The 17,557-nt window shown below is 48.4% G+C and carries 16 protein-coding genes; 7 read left to right on the forward strand and 9 right to left on the reverse strand.

Annotated features, from left to right (window positions below):
- Positions 1 to 52: 52 nt before the first annotated feature.
- Positions 53 to 919 (reverse strand): DegV family protein, encoded by an 867-nt coding sequence (locus tag ACYVR3_RS01615; protein WP_461242859.1) that lies wholly within the window; start codon positions 917 to 919, stop codon positions 53 to 55.
- Positions 920 to 1,314: 395 nt separating this feature from the next.
- Here ACYVR3_RS01615 and ACYVR3_RS01620 point away from each other — a divergent pair, with 395 nt between their 5' ends.
- Positions 1,315 to 1,956 carry an EAL domain-containing protein gene (locus ACYVR3_RS01620; protein ID WP_461242860.1) on the forward strand — a complete coding sequence of 214 codons (642 nt, stop codon included), beginning with the start codon at positions 1,315 to 1,317 and terminating at the stop codon, positions 1,954 to 1,956.
- Positions 1,957 to 2,014: 58 nt separating this feature from the next.
- On the opposite strand, the gene ACYVR3_RS01625 is transcribed toward ACYVR3_RS01620, so the two are convergent.
- Complete coding sequence (locus ACYVR3_RS01625) at positions 2,015 to 2,332, reverse strand: DMT family transporter (protein WP_461242861.1); 318 nt, start codon at positions 2,330 to 2,332, stop codon at positions 2,015 to 2,017.
- A 288-nt stretch (positions 2,333 to 2,620) separates the two neighbouring features.
- Between ACYVR3_RS01625 and ACYVR3_RS01630 the strand changes: the two genes are divergently transcribed.
- The 3 genes from ACYVR3_RS01630 (at position 2,621) to ACYVR3_RS01640 (ending at position 6,125) form a co-directional block, all read left to right on the forward strand.
- Positions 2,621 to 4,027 (forward strand): C69 family dipeptidase, encoded by a 1,407-nt coding sequence (locus ACYVR3_RS01630; protein ID WP_461242862.1) that lies wholly within the window; start codon positions 2,621 to 2,623, stop codon positions 4,025 to 4,027.
- A 327-nt stretch (positions 4,028 to 4,354) separates the two neighbouring features.
- Positions 4,355 to 5,668: a Na+/H+ antiporter NhaC family protein gene (locus tag ACYVR3_RS01635; RefSeq protein ID WP_461242863.1), complete on the forward strand. Its 1,314-nt coding sequence runs from the start codon at positions 4,355 to 4,357 to the stop codon at positions 5,666 to 5,668.
- 79 nt (positions 5,669 to 5,747) lie between these two features.
- Positions 5,748 to 6,125 (forward strand): hypothetical protein, encoded by a 378-nt coding sequence (locus ACYVR3_RS01640; RefSeq protein ID WP_461242864.1) that lies wholly within the window; start codon positions 5,748 to 5,750, stop codon positions 6,123 to 6,125.
- Positions 6,126 to 6,305: 180 nt separating this feature from the next.
- On the opposite strand, the gene ACYVR3_RS01645 is transcribed toward ACYVR3_RS01640, so the two are convergent.
- The 5 genes from ACYVR3_RS01645 to ACYVR3_RS01665 all read right to left on the reverse strand — a co-directional run bounded on the left by ACYVR3_RS01645 (position 6,306) and on the right by ACYVR3_RS01665 (position 10,548).
- Entirely contained in the window at positions 6,306 to 6,992 is a 687-nt protein-coding gene (locus ACYVR3_RS01645; protein WP_461242865.1) for a DUF554 domain-containing protein, read from the reverse strand.
- Between the two features lie 56 nt (positions 6,993 to 7,048).
- On the reverse strand, positions 7,049 to 7,864 hold the full coding sequence (locus ACYVR3_RS01650) for a MerR family transcriptional regulator (protein ID WP_461242866.1): 816 nt from the start codon (positions 7,862 to 7,864) through the stop codon (positions 7,049 to 7,051).
- An 88-nt stretch (positions 7,865 to 7,952) separates the two neighbouring features.
- Complete coding sequence (locus tag ACYVR3_RS01655; RefSeq protein WP_461242867.1) at positions 7,953 to 9,881, reverse strand: copper-translocating P-type ATPase; 1,929 nt, start codon at positions 9,879 to 9,881, stop codon at positions 7,953 to 7,955.
- Positions 9,881 to 10,153, reverse strand: a complete 273-nt coding sequence (locus ACYVR3_RS01660; RefSeq protein ID WP_054734832.1) for a cupredoxin domain-containing protein — start codon at positions 10,151 to 10,153, stop codon at positions 9,881 to 9,883. Before ACYVR3_RS01660 ends, ACYVR3_RS01655 begins: the two co-directional genes overlap by 1 nt.
- A gap of 23 nt (positions 10,154 to 10,176) precedes the next feature.
- Positions 10,177 to 10,548, reverse strand: coding sequence for a cupredoxin domain-containing protein (locus tag ACYVR3_RS01665; protein WP_461242868.1), 372 nt, complete (start codon positions 10,546 to 10,548; stop codon positions 10,177 to 10,179).
- 431 nt (positions 10,549 to 10,979) lie between these two features.
- Here ACYVR3_RS01665 and ACYVR3_RS01670 point away from each other — a divergent pair, with 431 nt between their 5' ends.
- On the forward strand, positions 10,980 to 12,026 hold the full coding sequence (locus tag ACYVR3_RS01670) for an ornithine cyclodeaminase family protein (RefSeq protein ID WP_461242869.1): 1,047 nt from the start codon (positions 10,980 to 10,982) through the stop codon (positions 12,024 to 12,026).
- Positions 12,027 to 12,038: 12 nt separating this feature from the next.
- Positions 12,039 to 13,160 (forward strand): aminotransferase, encoded by a 1,122-nt coding sequence (locus tag ACYVR3_RS01675; protein ID WP_461242870.1) that lies wholly within the window; start codon positions 12,039 to 12,041, stop codon positions 13,158 to 13,160.
- A gap of 80 nt (positions 13,161 to 13,240) precedes the next feature.
- On the opposite strand, the gene ACYVR3_RS01680 is transcribed toward ACYVR3_RS01675, so the two are convergent.
- Positions 13,241 to 13,591 (reverse strand): ArsR/SmtB family transcription factor, encoded by a 351-nt coding sequence (locus tag ACYVR3_RS01680; RefSeq protein WP_461242871.1) that lies wholly within the window; start codon positions 13,589 to 13,591, stop codon positions 13,241 to 13,243.
- Between the two features lie 98 nt (positions 13,592 to 13,689).
- On the opposite strand from ACYVR3_RS01680, the gene ACYVR3_RS01685 reads away from it, so the two are divergent.
- A complete protein-coding gene (locus ACYVR3_RS01685) occupies positions 13,690 to 15,582 on the forward strand; it encodes a heavy metal translocating P-type ATPase (protein WP_461242872.1) in 1,893 nt (630 codons plus the stop codon).
- 850 nt (positions 15,583 to 16,432) lie between these two features.
- On the opposite strand, the gene ACYVR3_RS01690 is transcribed toward ACYVR3_RS01685, so the two are convergent.
- On the reverse strand, positions 16,433 to 17,056 hold the full coding sequence (locus ACYVR3_RS01690; RefSeq protein WP_461242873.1) for a LysE/ArgO family amino acid transporter: 624 nt from the start codon (positions 17,054 to 17,056) through the stop codon (positions 16,433 to 16,435).
- Positions 17,057 to 17,557: the final 501 nt, after the last annotated feature.

Below are 17,557 nucleotides of genomic sequence, written 5' to 3' on the forward strand. Positions count from 1 at the left end.
TGCCTCCAGTTATCGTTAAGGTTCCTGCTCAGATCAGTGCCGATTCAATCCGTTAGTGGGTCACGCCCACCTGTACCGCAACCCCCACCAAACCGGGACCCGTGTGCACGCCTAATGCGGGCGACACGTTACCGGTGTAGATCAACTGGTTCGGGAACCGGGCTTGCAGTTTCGCAACCACCTTCGCCAGCAGCGCCGGGTTAGCCCCTTGGGTTACCGCGATTCGGAAGTCGGGTTGCCCTTCAGCGGTAGCCACCGCTGCCGCAATTAGTTTGGAAACAGCTTTCGCTTCAGTACGCGCTTTGGTCATCGGATAGTAGATCCCATTCTCATCGCAGGAAATGACTGGCTTGATACTGAGCATCGTGCCCAGTAAACCAGCTACTCTTCCAATTCTACCACCCGCCCGCAGGTATTTTAACGTTGGAATGTAAAAATACACCTTACTGTCGGCCACCGCGTTTTGAAGCCGAGCCACGATGTCATGGTAGGCGAGGCCGTTATCGATCAGTTGCTCCGCGTAGACTGCGAATAGCCCGCTGCCGATACCGATGTTTTTAGTGTCCACCACCGTCATCTCGGTCTCAGCGTCGGCCGCGACCTGCTTGAATACCGAATAGCTCACTGATAACCCACTGGAAATCGTGATGCCAATAATCTGTGTAAACCCTTGTTCCTGCAGTCGCTCAACTTGAGCCTTCACACTCCCAACAGTGGGACTCGCTGTTTTGGGCAACGTATCGTTAGCCGCCAATTGTTGGTAAAACTCATCCGGTTGAATGGTTTCGCGGTCAAGATAGGTGTTCCCATCCGCCATTGTGACCAGCATCGGTGCGACTTCAATATTTTGGTACTGCGCCAGAATTTCTCCCGGTACGTCGGAAGCTGAATCCACGATCAACGCGATTTTTGTCTGCATCTCATGACCCTCATCTTTTTCGTAGTTTTAAATACTAGTTACGTAGTATTTTAAACTACAAGATAGGTTTGTCAATCAATTTTAAGTGAGACCGGTTTCATTACCGGTCTAGACGTTTTTTAACTATCGTTTAGTAGTCTTACTTATATTAGAATTTGTTAAATTTACCCTTGAACTTCATTAGTTAACCCCGTATACTGGAGGCAGTAAATCAGGAAGTTAAAAATTGAATGTAAAAAACGCTCAAGTGTTGGACTTAACCAACGCCACGACCCGCGCATGTGTTCTTATACGACATGCTCGGGTCGTTTTTAATTCACCTGATAAAATTGGAGGGATATCTATTGATGACGTTTTAAGGCCAACCCAAATTTGCAGCGCAACAGCCCACTGACGTGCCAGTCGGCTACGAGCTCTTTATTCGTGAATACCGCGGCAATCAATGGGTTTTGCCTACCAACTTCGGCGATATTTCGGCAGACGAAATCGAACGCCTATTAACCAAAGCACTACGTACCATGCCTGAATCGATCACCATTTTATCGTTTAACCTTGAACAGCTACAGTTCATTGATCCGGTGTACATCGACATGGTGGCTCGCGTTCAAGCGACAACCTCAATTCGGCTGTTCACTGAGCTAACCGAACGCACTGATCCACGGGTCACTGACTCGCAATTACTCGCAGCAGCCAAGCGGTTCCACGATTACGGGTTACTGGTTTGCATGGATGACGTTGGGACCGGCGATAACACGCCTAGTCTCGTGTTCAAACTCAACGACTACATCGATGAATACAAGTTTGCCTTCCAGAACTTCCGGCCATTTGCCCACATTAGCGATATCGCGCCAGAACTGAATTTTTGGTACGACCTCTCGCAAGAAAACGACAAAATGTTAGCAATCGAGGGGCTTGAAAGTGCCCACGACCTCGCCGTTGTGCAACACGATTACCCCTGTGATATCGTGCAAGGCTACTACACGGGCAAACCCGCCTTATTGCCAAATAACGCGGACGGTGCCATCTGCGAAAGTTAGTCACTTAAAGGTCAGCTATTTCTTAACTAACACTGGCGTCTCAAGGGTGCCGGTGTTTTTAGTTTGTCGTTAGCTTAATGCCGATAATCCCAATTAACAGTACGCCAACAAACACCCAAGTCAACGGATTCAAACGATCACCAAACACCATAACCCCAACGATTACCGTCCCAAGTGCCCCAATGCCGGTCCAAATCGGGTAAGCCAAACTCAACGGTAATTGATGCGTGGCCTTCGCTAAGAAGAGAAAGCTCAACACCATCCCGATAATCGTTGCAACCGACCAGCCTAAGTGCGAGAACCCCGCACTCAGCTTTAAAAAGCTCGCCCAAACCACTTCAAAAATTCCCGCAATCACTAAATAAATCCAAGCCATCATCTTATCCTCCTAAAAATTTGCCCCACTACCAACGCAAAAAAGCAGCCCGCTGCGGCATTCCTTCAACGACCTAACGGAATGCCACCTCGTGCTGCTTACCCGGTGGTAATGTGCTGTTTTGTTCCTTGTATCCTATCACATTGAAAAATTTGGGGCAACTTGTGGCAAACAATTAAATGTTTCACATGAAACATTCACCATTTTTTCAGCGAGCCAGAGCCTCGCTTTTTGCCGATAAATGCCCTACAATTAAACCGTAATTCTAATTGAGGAGATGCTCTATTTATGACTAAACGGATCAAGGGTTCTTGTACCACAGTATTAGTGGGAAAGAACGCCTCCATTGACGGCTCAACCATGATTGCTCGAAACGAAGACGGGGCTGCACCATTGAACCCTCAGAAGTTTGTGGTGGTTAAGCCTGAAGACCAACCACGCCACTACCAAGCGGTCCTCAGTAAGGTCGCCATTGACCTCCCTGACAACCCACTGGCTTACACCTCAACCCCAGAAGGCACTGACGGCCACGGACTCTGGGCCGCTGCCGGGATCAACAGTGATAACGTGGCCATGACCGCTACGGAAACCATCACCTCCAACTCCCGAATTTTAGGGGTCGATCCCTTGGTTGACGACGGGATTGGTGAAGAAGACATTACAACGATCACCCTACCTTACATCCACTCCGCTCGTGAAGGCGTTAAACGCTTAGGGGCCTTGTTGGAAAAATACGGGACTTACGAACTCAACGCCATGGCTTTCTCTGACAAGGATGAAGTTTGGTACTTTGAATCCATCGCCGGTCACCACTGGGCTGCCATCCGGATTCCAGACGATGCTTACGTCATCGCCCCTAACCGCATGAACATCGACCAATTCGACTTTGATTCAGACGACACGCTTTACGCCGCTGATCTCCCAGAATTGATTGAAACCTACCACTTGAACCCCGACCGTGACCAAGTGAACCTTCGCCACATCTTCGGGAGTGCCACGATCAAGGATACCCGTTACAACAACCCACGGGCTTGGTATGGTCAAAAGTATTTCAACCCTGAATTTGACACCACGCCAATCGATCAAGATCTGCCATTTATCTGCCGGACGCAAAAGAAGATCAGCGTGGAAGACGTTAAGTTCGTGTTGAGTTCTCACTACCAAAACACCCCTTACGATCCTTATGGTACCGGAACCGAAGCCGAGAAGAAGCAGTTCCGGCCAATCGGTATTAACCGGAATCAGGAATTGCACATCCTCCAGATTAGAAACGATGTTCCAGCTGAAATCGCTGGTATTCACTGGTTAGCATTTGGCCCTAACACCTTTAACGCTGTTGTGCCATTTTACGCTAACGTCAAAGATACGCCTCTGGCTTACAAGAGCACCACTGGTGAATGCGACCCAACCAACATGTACTGGTTGAGCAATATCATGGCCCTCATCGGCGACAGCAACTTCGGTTTGTACGAAGATCAGGAAAATCTGTTTGAAGAACACACCGTTGCCGCTTGCCGCAACCTTCAAATTCAAGCTGACAAGGCCGCTGCCGACCAAGCCGACCTGCCTGCTTACCTTGAAGACATCAACAACCAAATGGCCGACATCACCCGCAAGAACGCCAACAAGCTTCTCGGGCAAATGCTGGCACTGGGTGAACCACAGATGAAGTTGCAGTTTACTTTGAATGATTAAATTCGTTTTGCTGAACCGAGCACGCTTTTTGTGTTCGGTTTTTTTGTTGTTTGTGAAAAGCGCAAGTGTTAGGTTCGATTTTGGATGTATGCTGTTTGGCATCGCTTCGCTCGCCAAAGTCGCCGTGAAAGGCGCTCGTTCGGGCGACAAAATTCAGCGCCGCTTGGGCTGTTATTTCTAGGGTTCCTGACGTAGGAGGAGTTTGTCAACCACGTGCCTTCTGGCTACCACGCCGCCTTCTAACCGCCTCGCTCCGCACACTCTCATTAAATTCCCAATTCCACTTGCTATAATCAGTCGGAAAACTAACTGAAAGTAGGAACTATTGTGAACGCTAAGACACCGCAGGGTAACTTCGTTGGGTTGTTACCACTGCTCTTTTTTCTGATTTTATACATTAGCTCGGGCATTTTGACTGGAAGCTTTGATAATTTGCCATTATTGGTGGCCATGGTGATGGCAAGCGTCATGGCCTTTTGTTTGAAGGGTGATAACCGTGATGATAAATTCAATGACAAGTTGACCGTGTTCTTCAAGGGTGCCGGGCAGGACACTATGATGCTGATGATCGTAATCTTTATGTTGGCTGGCGCCTTTTACTACGTGACGAAAGCGATGCACGCGGTGGAGACGATCACCAACATTGGCCTGACGTACCTTCCCCATTCCTTCCTAGTACCAGGGGTCTTCATCCTTGGCTGTATCCTAAGTTTTGCGATGGGAACGTCCATGGGAACCGTTGCGGCGCTGATGCCAATTGCGGCTAGCATTGCCCAAATCGCCCATATCAACATGGCACTAATGGCCGGGGTAGTCGTGAGTGGCGCCATGTTTGGCGATGACCTCTCACTGATTTCGGGTTCCGCCATCGTTTCTGCTAAAACACAGGGCGTGACCATTTTCGCTAAATTCAAGACGAACCTGATCATGGTGATTCCAGCGGTAGCTATCACCATTGCGCTACTGATGATGGCGCCGGTTGGCCAAGCACATTTAGGTGACTTAGGTGCAATCCACTGGCTGAAAATTCTACCGTACCTAGTGGTGATTGGGCTGTCGTTTTTAAATTTAAACGTGCTATTAGTCCTATTACTGGGTATCGTATCAGCCGTGGTAATCGGCATGGGCTACGGTGAATTTGACTTCATCGGTGCAATGGATGCGGCCCACAAAGGAATGTTAGCGATGGCTGATATTTCGTTGATTTCCATCGTGGTTGGTGGCTTGGCAGCGCTGATGACCCACATGGGTGGCATTCAGTGGTTGCTGGATAAGATCAGGAAGCACGCGCGGGGGACTCGTGGTGGAAAGTTTGCGATTGCCTTTTTGATTCTGTTACTGGACGTGATCACGACGAATAACACCGTATCAATTATGATTGCGGGCCCAATCGCTAGAGATTTATCGGAAACCTATGGCATCTCTAGATCGTATACGGCCAGCATCCTCGACGTCTTTTCCTGCGTGGGACAGGGGCTAATTCCATATGGTGGCCAACTACTGATGGCTGGCGCAATCGCTCAGATTTCGGCCGCGGCAATCGTGCCATACAGTTGGTACTGCATCGTGTTAGGAATCGTTTCGGTAATCTTCCTATTGACCCGCTACTCACCCAAGCACGATCTTTTGGAACAGTTTTAGCAGTCAGTCAAAATGAAGTCACCGGTTACGACAAATCGCACTCGGTATGATACCTTCTAGGTGATGGGAGGGAATCGAGATGGTTGATTTAAAATACGGTGCGTATACGTTGATCAGTTGGTTGATTTTGATGGCAATGATGCTACCACTGCTTCGCTTGTCGTTCGGTCAAATCATCTTGTATGGTGCGTTGATTTTGGCCATCTACCTGCTGGTGATCACCTTAATTGAACGGCATTATCCAACGCTTAAGCAACGCAATCGGGTCAGTACCCTGCCTTGGTTGCGAGGCGGGTTGACGGTTGTTTGGCTAGTAGGCTATCTGGCAGTGATCATCGTAAATGACCGTTGGTTGAATTCACCCGTTTTGAACTTCGTGACGATTTACGGATCAATTATGGTAATCAACGTGATTGTGGCCTGCTTTACGAAGTTGAAACCTAATGATGAACATTAAAACCGACCACCTAAGTTAGCATGCGGCTGGCTTAGGTGGTCGGTTTTTACTGTCGATTGCTGAAACTTACACAGCATACAAAATGGTATCATAACTGATTTCCCGGCAATTGCCTCACCCCGAGAACTTATCATCCCTTCCATACTAAAAAAGTTCCGGCTACCAACCAGAACTTCCGCCTCACCGGCCAAACAACGCCAACGCAATAAAAAACAGCGGTGGCACCGCCAATGACGGCAGTAAATTCAACGTATGCACCTTCTTAATTTCGAGAATACTCAATCCCGAAGCCAGAATCAAAATGCCCCCAACGATTGAGATTTCATTCAATAAAGCATTACTAATGGCCGCATGCATCAGCGTTGCCAACAGGTAGATACTCCCCTGCCAAATAAACAGCACCGCCGCCGCAATCATGATGCCGATACCAAAGGACGCCGCCAGCACCATCGACGTAATCCCATCCAGCATCCCGTTAGTCATCAAGTAGGTATAATCGTGCTTCAACGCCGCTTCAATTGGCCCTACGATCGACAGAGTCCCGATACAAAACAGCAAAATCGCCGTCGACAGCCCTTCAGCAAGGTTACTCTTACCGGAAAACCGCGCCAATCCGCGATCAAAGCGGCCTTCTAGATCTAACCACTGCCCAATCAAACCACCCAACGCCAAACTGACGATGAACAGCACCGGATAGTGGCTATCAGGCATGTGCTGAATCGTGGCATTTAACCCCAACCCAACAACGGCTAGGCCCAACGCCTGCATCAAAATATCGTGATACTGGGGTTTTAGTCCCCGTTTAAAAATACTGCCCACCGTGCTCCCTACGATGATCATTATCGTGTTAAATATCGTCCCAATCATGTTAACGACTCCCTTAAGTTAATGCTTCTAGTTTAAACCCTCCCCTTACTGGAGAGTCAACGCTGAATTGGGAGTTGAATCGTAGTGAGATAATCTGCGGCATTTTTTGATACGTACTGGTCGATCACGGTGCGTTCCACCGCATCACCAGTGATTTGGTAGCCGGCCGTTTGAACGAAGGTTAGCAACGTTTCATACGCCGCACGTGATTGTTGATGATTACCATTATAGTAAATACAAGCGTAATCACCACCCGGTAACGTCCCCGCTAACGGGCCAGTCACCGGTTCCGGCACTAGAATGAAGACGCTTTGGTAACTATGAAAATGACGGGCAATAATGTTTTCCCGGGAAATGGTTAGGCCAACCCCGCCAATAAAAATGGCGGGTGCAAGGCCCGCTTCAGTCGCCAAGTGCCGAAGTGCCAGTTCTAAATCGGGTTCACTGCGAATCGGCTGCGTCAGCGTCACGATTTGACGGGCGGGTAACGTTTGAATGACTGGTGTTTCCAGTTGATCAACTCGTTGTGCCTCGTCAAGGTCTTGCAGGCGTGCGTGAAACCGGCGCTTCATGCGAATAAGTTCTTGAATGCGCTGATCTGCAAGGTGTTCCTGTTCTTGGAGTAACGTCCTAAACGTGCCTAAGTCCGGTTGCGCCAAGTGCGCTTGAATCTCTTTGAGCGATAACCCCAATGCTTGGAGGTACTGAATCGTATTTAACCGTTCAAACTGGGCCGTTGTGTAATACCGGTAGCCACTTTGCGGTGCGGTTTCGGCCGGCTTAAATAGGCCGATTTGGTCGTAATAGCGTAACGTCTTGACTGTCGTTTGGTGTAATTTGGCCATTTCACCGATTGAAAAACGATTCTGCATAGTGGCCACCTCCTTTTTAATTATCATACCATGAAAAAAAGTACCACGAACGCCCAAGGAGAGCCGTTCATGATACTTTTCTAATGCTTTAGGCAGGTTGGACCCGTGTTGAAATCTTCGCCTTATTCAACAATACCGAACTCGTCACAACGGATAGCGAACTAAACGCCATCGCTAACCCAGCGAGTTCCGGACTCAACGTAATGCCAATCGCGAAGAACACCCCAGCTGCCACTGGAATCCCAAGAACGTTGTAGATAAACGCCCAGAACAGGTTCAATTTGATTCGGTTGAAGGTCTTCTTACTCAAGGCTAACGCCCGATCAACGTCACGGAGATCGTTCTTCACCAACACGATACCACCAGATTCAATGGCGATATCGGTCCCAGAACCCATGGCGATCCCAACGTCAGCGGTCGTTAATGCCGGCGCATCGTTGATGCCGTCACCAACAAAGGCGACTTTACCGTCCTGCTGTAACGTCTTGATGTGGTCAGCCTTATCACCTGGCAAAACATCCGCAATCACGTCGTCAATACCAACTTGATCCGCAATCGCTCGCGCAACCCGTTGGTTATCACCAGTCAACATCACAGTCTTCAAACCCCGTGACTTCAACGCAGCAATGGCTTCTTTAGAAGTTGGCTTTGGGGCATCTTGAATCGCAATCAAACCAATCACTTGAGCGCCCAGCCCAACGTAAACCACCGTCTTGGCTTCATCTTGTAGTTGTTGCGCGCGTTGTTTCAAATCAGCACTAATTTGATAATCTGCCAGTAGTTTATCGTTCCTAACGAAGGCGGTCTGACCGTCAACGCTGGCTTCGACACCCTTACCTTCGATAGCTTTGAAATCGCTCGTTATTGGCACGGTAATGGCATCGGTCTTTGCCTTAGTCATAATCGCCGCAGCCAATGGGTGTTCCGAAGCTTCTTCCAGTCCTGCCGCAACGGTCAACACCTGCGTTGCATCCCCGATGACATCCGTCACAGCTGGTTGCCCAACCGTAATGGTCCCGGTTTTATCAAACACCACCGTTGTCACATCGTTCACGGCTTCAAGCACTTCGCCATTTTTGATCAAAATACCCATCTTGGCACTCCGACCCGTCCCGACCATTAAGGCCGTTGGGGTGGCTAGGCCAAGCGCACATGGGCAGGCAATCACGACAACTGACACCGCAAAAATCAAGGCGTTGGCAACGCTGGCACCAATGAACACGTACCAAATTAAGAAGGTTAAAATCGCCAACATCAACACGATTGGCACGAAGATGTCTGACACTTTATCCGTTAACTTTTGAATTGGCGCGTGGCTATTTTGAGCCTTCTTGACCAGTTCCACGATTTGGGCCAGCATGGTATCTTCGCCAACCTTTTCAGCTTGGAACTGGAAGCTCCCGTTACTGTTGATGGTTGAGCCGATCACGTGGTCACCGACACCCTTTTCCACCGGCATACTTTCGCCGGTGACCATCGATTCATCGATGGTTGAAGTGCCTTGTGTGATCACGCCGTCAACAGCGACCTTTTCGCCCGGTTTGACCCGGATGGTGTCACCAACCACAACCTCAGCCAGTGGTACTTTGACAAACTCACCGTCACGTAATACTTCAGCGGTTTTAGCTTGTAAATCGACCAACTTCTCTACGGCATTTGACGCATTGTTACGCATTCGTTCTTCAAACACCTGGCCAAGTAGCACGAAGGTCGTCACTACCGCAGCTGATTCAAAGAACACGGCTTGATGGGTGATCATCGCATAAATACTATACAGATAAGCCGTCGCCGTCCCAATCGCAACTAAGGTATCCATGTTAGAGTGGTGCTTTTGAAATGATGCCCAGGCACTTTGCATGAACGGACCCGCCGACACCGCCATTACGATGGTCGTCAATCCCAGCATTGTCCATTCGCCGCCAGGCAGCATCCACCCGGTCAACGGGTGAAGCACCATTTCGGCTACCATTGGCACTGACATCACCAATGACACCCAAAAGCGACTGTTAATACTCATTACTTGATCACCACTTTCCCGAAGAACATGTCCATCCCGCAACTGAAGTTAAATTCACCCGCCTGATCCGTGTTTACGGTGACGGTCTTGGCTTCGTTTAATGGCAGTTCGGTTTCGAAATCAAAATCCTTGGAGTGAACCACATCAAGACAACCTTGATCACTCGTCCGGGTAAAGGTAATGGTGGCAGGAACGCCCTGCTTTAATGTGACAACTTCTGGGTTGTAGCCCCCGGCAACTTCAACTTTAGCATTTTGTACGTTTTCACTCATGATCGTGTCCTCCTAGACTTTCGTTATTTAATAATCAACTTCCCGTGAAACATGTCCATCCCGCAAGCCCACTGGTATTCGCCGGCCTTGCTGGTATCGATTTTAATTGACTGTTCTTCACCCTTGGGTAATTCCCGGTTGATACCAAAATCCGGAAAGACGACCCGGTCCAAACAGCTCGATGGATCTTGCCGGGTAAAGTTCAGCACAGCGGGAACCCCCTGCTTGAGAACGACCGTTTCTGGGTCGTAGCCGCCTTTAACGTTCACGTCGATACTTTGAACATCATCCGTGACAGTGGCGGTTCCGGTTGCCACTTCGTGCTTACCGAAGAACCACCAAGCGATGAAGCCAATCAAGGCCAGTCCGACGATCAGGACAATCAGTTTAATCATGTTGCTCACGCTCCTTTTTGTTGGTTATGTATTTTGTGTTTACATTTGTAAACTTCGTAATTATCATAGCGCCGTTGTTTACAATTGTCAATATAAAACCCCAATCATTTTATATTTGATTGAAATTCAACTGTGAGGACCTTTCTCTTATTAGAAAAACCTGCCGTCACTACGCCTTTTGCCGGTATCCCGCCTTAAAATTGACTTGATTCACGATGACCTCTAAATAAAAAATGATTTTGACATCCCTTAGCACTCATGCTACATTTATCCCAACAGAATAATCGTGTTGATTATATCACCGGGTATAATCAACTTTAAGATGAATGGTATTCATTGTCTTACTCGTAGGTACGGCGCATTTGCGTTATAAGAGTAGGCCGATGGATACCATTTTTTGGTTATTCGCCAAAACTCAGGAGGTTGTTATCATGCGTATCTTAACTAGCAGTGACTTACAAACGTTACTTGATTTTCCGAGTGTGATTGATGCCGTTGAAACGGCTTATCAAGATAAAGGCACCGGTCAGGGCGTTATTTGGCCCATGATCTACCATGAATTTATTTCAGATCAAGCTGACATGGATATTCGGTCGGGTTATCTAAAATCTCAACATGCGTATGGGGTTAAATTATTATCCTGGTTCGCTGAAAACGAAGCAAAAGGGTTACCGGAACTGAACGGCACCGTTACCATTTACGATGATCAAACTGGGTTACCAAAGGGGGTTGTTAACGCAGCCGCTTTAACTGGTTATCGAACTGGGGCTGCCGGCGCGGTTGCAAGTCGCCTTTTGGCTAACCCCGATGCCACAAGCTTGCTGATTGTTGGTGCTGGTGCCCAAGCACTTTACCAGATCATGGCCCAATTGACCGTGTTACCTCACATTTCAACCGTCACCATTGTCGATTTAGTTGCGCCACAAAAAGCGACCCAACTAGCCGAAACGTTGACCCAACAACTGTCAGAACAATTTCTCCCAACGATCGATACTCACGCCGCCGTTTATGAACGACTAACAACCCAACTAGCTCATCTGACGGTAACCGCTAGTGATGACCTCGAAAACGCAACTAAAACCGCTCAAGTCATCGTCACTGCAACTCCTTCGACTCAGGCAATGATTCAATCAGACTGGGTTCAACCAGGCACTCACCTCAATACCATCGGCGCTGATATGGCCGGCAAGCAAGAAGTCGACGAAACCATCTTTAAAACTGCCAACAGTTACGTTGATGATCGGCAACAAGCTGCTCAAGTTGGCGAAACGCAAAATGCGATTCGCGCCAATATTTTGCAAGAAGATCAACTGACTGAAATTGGTGATCTACTGGCTAATTCAACTCAAAATCAATGGACGCCAAATCAAATTACTTTATTTGATAGTACCGGCATCGCATTACAGGATATCGCGGCCGCCAACTTAGCCCTTGAAAAGGCTGAAACATTAACGGCTGGTCACTCGATCGACCTTTAGGAGGAAAAGCAAATGAAACTAAAAACATTTGGCGTTGAACAATGGATGAATGATTACGAAACGACCGCAACGTATAACTTGGGTGAAACCTGTGTCTCGCCACTCTCATTACAAGATTTATTAGCGCTCACTCACACTGATGAAGCGGCATTTACCAACAAATTGTTAACGACTCGCTTAACGTACGGCGATATTGCCGGTGCGCCTGACCTGTTAGAAAACATCACGCACCTTTATCAACATTTGAGTCCTAACCAGGTCGTGACCACCCACGGTGCCATCGGGGCAAATAGTCTCGCGTTAACCACCCTCGTTGAGCCCGGTGATGAAGTCGTGGTCGTCACCCCAACCTATCAACAACTACAGTCCATTCCAGAATCAATCGGCGCCACCGTTAAGTTACTGGCCCTAACTCCTGAAAATGACTACTTACCCGATATTGATCAGTTAACATCACTCGTCAGTGATAAAACCAAACTGATCGTGTTAAACAACCCCGACAATCCATCTGGGTCGTTAATGCCACGAGAACACCTTCAAAATATTGTGAACGTTGCTCAATCAGTCGACGCCTATATTTTATGCGATGAAGTTTATCGTCATTTGACCCAAACGGACGACTATTCCCCTTCGATTATCGACTTGTACGATAAAGGCATTTCTACAAGCAGCATGTCCAAGGTCTTCTCGTTAGCCGGCTTACGGCTTGGTTGGATTGCCTCTCACGATGATGCGTTCATGAACACCTTATTCTCACATCGTGACTACAACACGATCAGTTGCGGCGTTATTAATGAAATGATTGCTGAAGTTGCCCTAGCCAACAAAGAAATTATCTTAAAGCGCAATCGGGCCATCGTCCGGCACAATTTACAGTTATTAAGCGATTGGGTCGACCAACAGCCACATATTAGTTGGCTAAAACCCCAAGCTGGGACAACCGCACTATTACAATATGATTTTGATATACCAAGCGAAACCTTCTGTGACCAATTATTTAAAGCCACGGGCGTGTTACTCGTTCCAGGCGCTGAGTTTGACGTTGAACACGCGCTTCGCATCGGGTACGCCTTTGAAGATGCGGAACTGCAAAATGGCTTAAATCAATTAAGCGCATTTATGCAGACACTCTAAGGGCGTTACTTAACCAAAATCCAAAAGAGAACGCAACTGATATTGGCCAATATCAGTTGCGTTCTCTTTTATACCATCCGTTAACCGTTTTTCTTTTCATTTTCAGCCACATGTTCCTTCACCAATCCCACAACACTCATGATATGCTGATCGGCCAAACTATAATGAATGTTCTTCCCGCTTCGAGTGCCCTTTACCAGATTACGTTGCTTCAAGATACTCAACTGGTGTGAAATACTCGATTGACTTAAATCTAAAACTTCTGTCAGTTCCGTGACGCTCAACGTCGTTTGAGACAACGCTAAAATAATCCGGACCCGGTTAACGTCGCCCAAGGCTTTAAACAGGGCAACCATCCGTTCCAGTTCATCTGAAACACCTAAATGATGCTTTAGGTGCTCAACCATTTCCAAATGTTTAGGGTCTTCCATCTTAACTAATTTGCCTCCATGACTTGTATTTATATGAGCAACTGTTATACTACATATGAAGATATGTTCATATGTAGATACGTTATGAGGTGATCGAAATGAACCAAACCATCAATCCAGCTCGGCGCCGGCAAAGTCTCCGCAGTTTCTTGGAACACAAACGGACAATTGCCACGCTAGCCAGCTCAACCATTATATTATTAATTGCCCCACTTTTACCAGCGTCATGGGCAATGATTTCTGCTTATTTAATTAGTTATCTATTAGTTAGCTATGACGTTCTCTGGCAATCGATTCAAAATATTCGTCACGGAGAACTCTTTGATGAAAACTTTTTAATGGCCGTGGCTACGATTGGCGCGCTTTTACTGGGCGACTATCCAGAGGCCATTGCGGTCATGTTATTTTATCAAGTTGGCGACCTGTTTGAAGACGTTGCCGTTAACCAGTCGAAACAGTCGATTTCAGCATTGCTGGCGGTGAAAGCCACTACAGCGACCGTAAAAACCGCGATGGGTACCAAAACCGTTGCCCCTGAAAAAGTCACGCCTGGTCAACTCCTAATCATCAAACCGGGTGAACGGGTACCGTTGGATGGCGAGTTACGCACCGGGACCACCAGCTTAGACACCTCGGCACTTACCGGCGAATCGCTCCCACAAGACGTTCAACCCGGCGATGTTGTTCTAAGTGGTTCCATTAACTTGACCGGTATGATCGAAGTACTGGTAACCAAACCCTACCAAGAATCCACAATTGCGCGGATCTTGGATTTGGTTGAAAATGCTAACCAGAAAAAAACAACTACTGAAAAATTCATTAAGCGTTTTGCGAAAGTTTACACACCCGTTGTGGTCGGCTTGGCCGTACTACTCGCCATCGTGCCACCGCTCCTTCAAGTTGGAGATTGGGCGACTTGGATCAACCGAGCACTGGTCTTCTTAGTTATCAGTTGTCCTTGCGCCCTCGTCATTTCAGTACCACTCAGTTTCTTCGGCGGCATCGGGGCGGCTTCTCGACACGGGATCTTGATCAAGGGCAGTAACTTTCTTGAAGCCTTGACTGCCGTGAAGACGGTGGCATTTGATAAAACTGGAACCCTGACGCAGGGTCAATTTACCGTTAACGGGGTTGAACCCGCTACGGATACAATGTCGGCAACTGAGTTATTGAAACTTGCAGCCGCCGTTGAACAGCAATCGACCCACCCAATTGCACGGTCAATTGTGACGGCTTACGAAGGTGATCTTAGCCAGGTCGCCGTGAGCGACTTAACCGAAAAGGCCGGCCACGGCGTTACCGCTACGGTCGATGGTCAAACTGTTGTCGTGGGAAATGCTAAGGCAATGACCGCTCACCAAATCACCGTCCCCGATACTGAAACGTTGGGAACAACGGTCAACGTAGCGGTTAACGGCCAGTACGTTGGTCGCATCACCGTTGCGGATCAGCCGAAACCCGATGCTGCCAAAGCCATTCAAACGCTGAAGCAAGAAGGCGTGACACAGACGGTGCTGTTAACCGGCGATAATTGCGTCATTGCGGGCACGATTGGTCAGCAACTTGGCTTAGACCGGGTTGAGGCCGAGCTCCTACCAGAACAAAAGGTGGCCGTGATGGCTGACTTAACTGAACAGGCGCACCCACAACACCAAAAGGTTGCCTTCGTGGGTGACGGCATCAACGATACGCCCGTTCTAGCCCGCGCAGACGTCGGCATTGCCATGGGTGGTCTGGGATCAGACGCCGCCATTGAAGCGGCTGACATCGTCATTATGGACGATCAACCATCCAAACTGGCTCAAGCCATTACCATTGCCCACCACACCAAACAAATCGTTTGGCAAAACATCATCTTCGCCCTCGTCATCAAAATTGGCTTCTTAGCACTCGGCGCCCTCGGAATCGCCGGCATGTGGGAAGCAGTCTTTGCGGACGTTGGCGTGACGTTATTAGCAGTGTTGAACGCATTGCGGTTACAACGACTATAAGTGAATCAAAAAAGTGCCATTGCCCGTTTGAGGTAATGGCACTTTTTGTTGTCGTTTGTGTCCAGCGTAAGCATGTTTAGTTTGTGAAATTCAGTGATTCTGGTTTTACATAGTGGAATGATGCCGCGGGAGGCTCCGGCGCTATGCGGGGACTGGAACGCAGTGGCGGGCCTACGAGCTAGGAACGGAAGAAGACCACTTCCGTGCCGGATCTCTCCGGACCCGCGTATGACTAAGGCACTCGCACCCCGAACCCCACGGGGCACGACTGCCCAAGTCATACCGACACTGCTGAGCCCCGCGCGCCTCCGCCTCCCGCTACATGGTGCGCTGTCGGTAACCAGAACCGCTGACTGTCACATTCTGAAGTTAACGAAACTGCGTAATGGCAACGTTGAATGGTAACTAAACAACCGCAAGAAACGATTGTGCTCAATGCTCAGTAACCACAATGAATCACCGATTGAGTGATGCTGAACTTCATCGGTTGAACGTCACGTTTATGCTGATTCGACGAGACAATATTACCGTTCAACGCGTTTTGAGATGTTCTGCGATAGTGCCGAACTGCGCAATGTGAGATGTAGGTAAGCGGCTAGGTGGATGCTGTGTCGCGATAATTGGTGGTTGTTGACGAACTTCCAACAACCGCAAATTATCGGGGACAAATTCAAGACTCGCACGGATTTTGGCGAGGCTTGAATTTGAGGCCTGAGACCGCCCTTCGGCTCAGGCCGGCCCCACAGCAGGAACCTAGCCGCTTACCGGAATCGACAGTTCACGCAAATTACGACACTTCACAAACTAGACACACGAATGCTTACGCTGAACACAAGCGACAACCTAATATCTATAAATGAAGCAGAATCTGAACCGCCTTAAACAACAGCACAACGCCGTAAGTCATTACGATCAATCCCGACAAAATGTTGATCCACATCAACACCCGTTTCGGCAATCGGTTCTTCAAACTACCAACGATCAACGTAATGCCACTAAACCAAATAGCCGTCGCCAAAACAATGCCGCCTAAGAACGGTAACGCCTGCCAGTTTTCCAACGTTCCACGTAACGCACCCAGCGTTACGCTGGTATCAATAATGGCTTGTGGATTCGCAAAGGCCACGACCCACGCAGTCACAAACGCCTCTTTTAGTGGCATTTGCTGCCCGTCTTTACCTAGCTCGATTTGGTTAGCTGACCGTAAGATGCCAAACCCCATCCAAGCCACGATGACGCCCCCAATCAGCATAATTGCTAACTTCAACCACAAATACCGGCTGACCAACGCGCCCATTCCAAGAAAGGCCACCGTCGTCAGCGCCGTATCCGCTAACCACACAAAACTCGCCACCAACATTGCCCGCCCAAGCTTATTACTCATGGCGTTGTTAAACACAAACAGGTTTTGCATCCCAATCGACGACACCAACGCAAAACTAATCAACATTCCTTTTAAAATAACTTCCGACACAACGTCACTCTCCCTCTACGCAAACAAAAAGCACTTGCCTTGAAGTCTTCGACGCCATGAAGCGCGTCGCATCTACGACTACAAGCAAATGCCTATTCCAACCACCCGATGATGATTGGTCTACTAGCGATTTAATTAGTACCGTGATTTTACAGGATTGGGACGGTGGTGTCAAGCTTGGGGAACGGGATAGTTTGCGGGTGAGGTGTTTGATAAGGACTACAGTCAGTTAGGTGTATCAGTAGCGCTGGTTACTGAGTGCGATTGGCGACGTGCATTCCGATTACTTTGTTTCGGCGCCACTTTGTCTGTTATTTTTTTAGAACGCTGATTTATTCGATAGGTAGCTGCTATGGTGCTTTTTGGCAGCTGCGCCGAAAGGAGTTCCGAAAGGCAGAAGGTTGCATGCAAGCCAGAAAAGGCAAAATCCCAGGCCCGGGGATTTCCGATTTGCTAATTTCGTGTGCGGTTGGCGACGTGCATTCCGGCTACTTTGTTTCG

It is taken from the genome of Secundilactobacillus muriivasis (assembly GCF_054785195.1).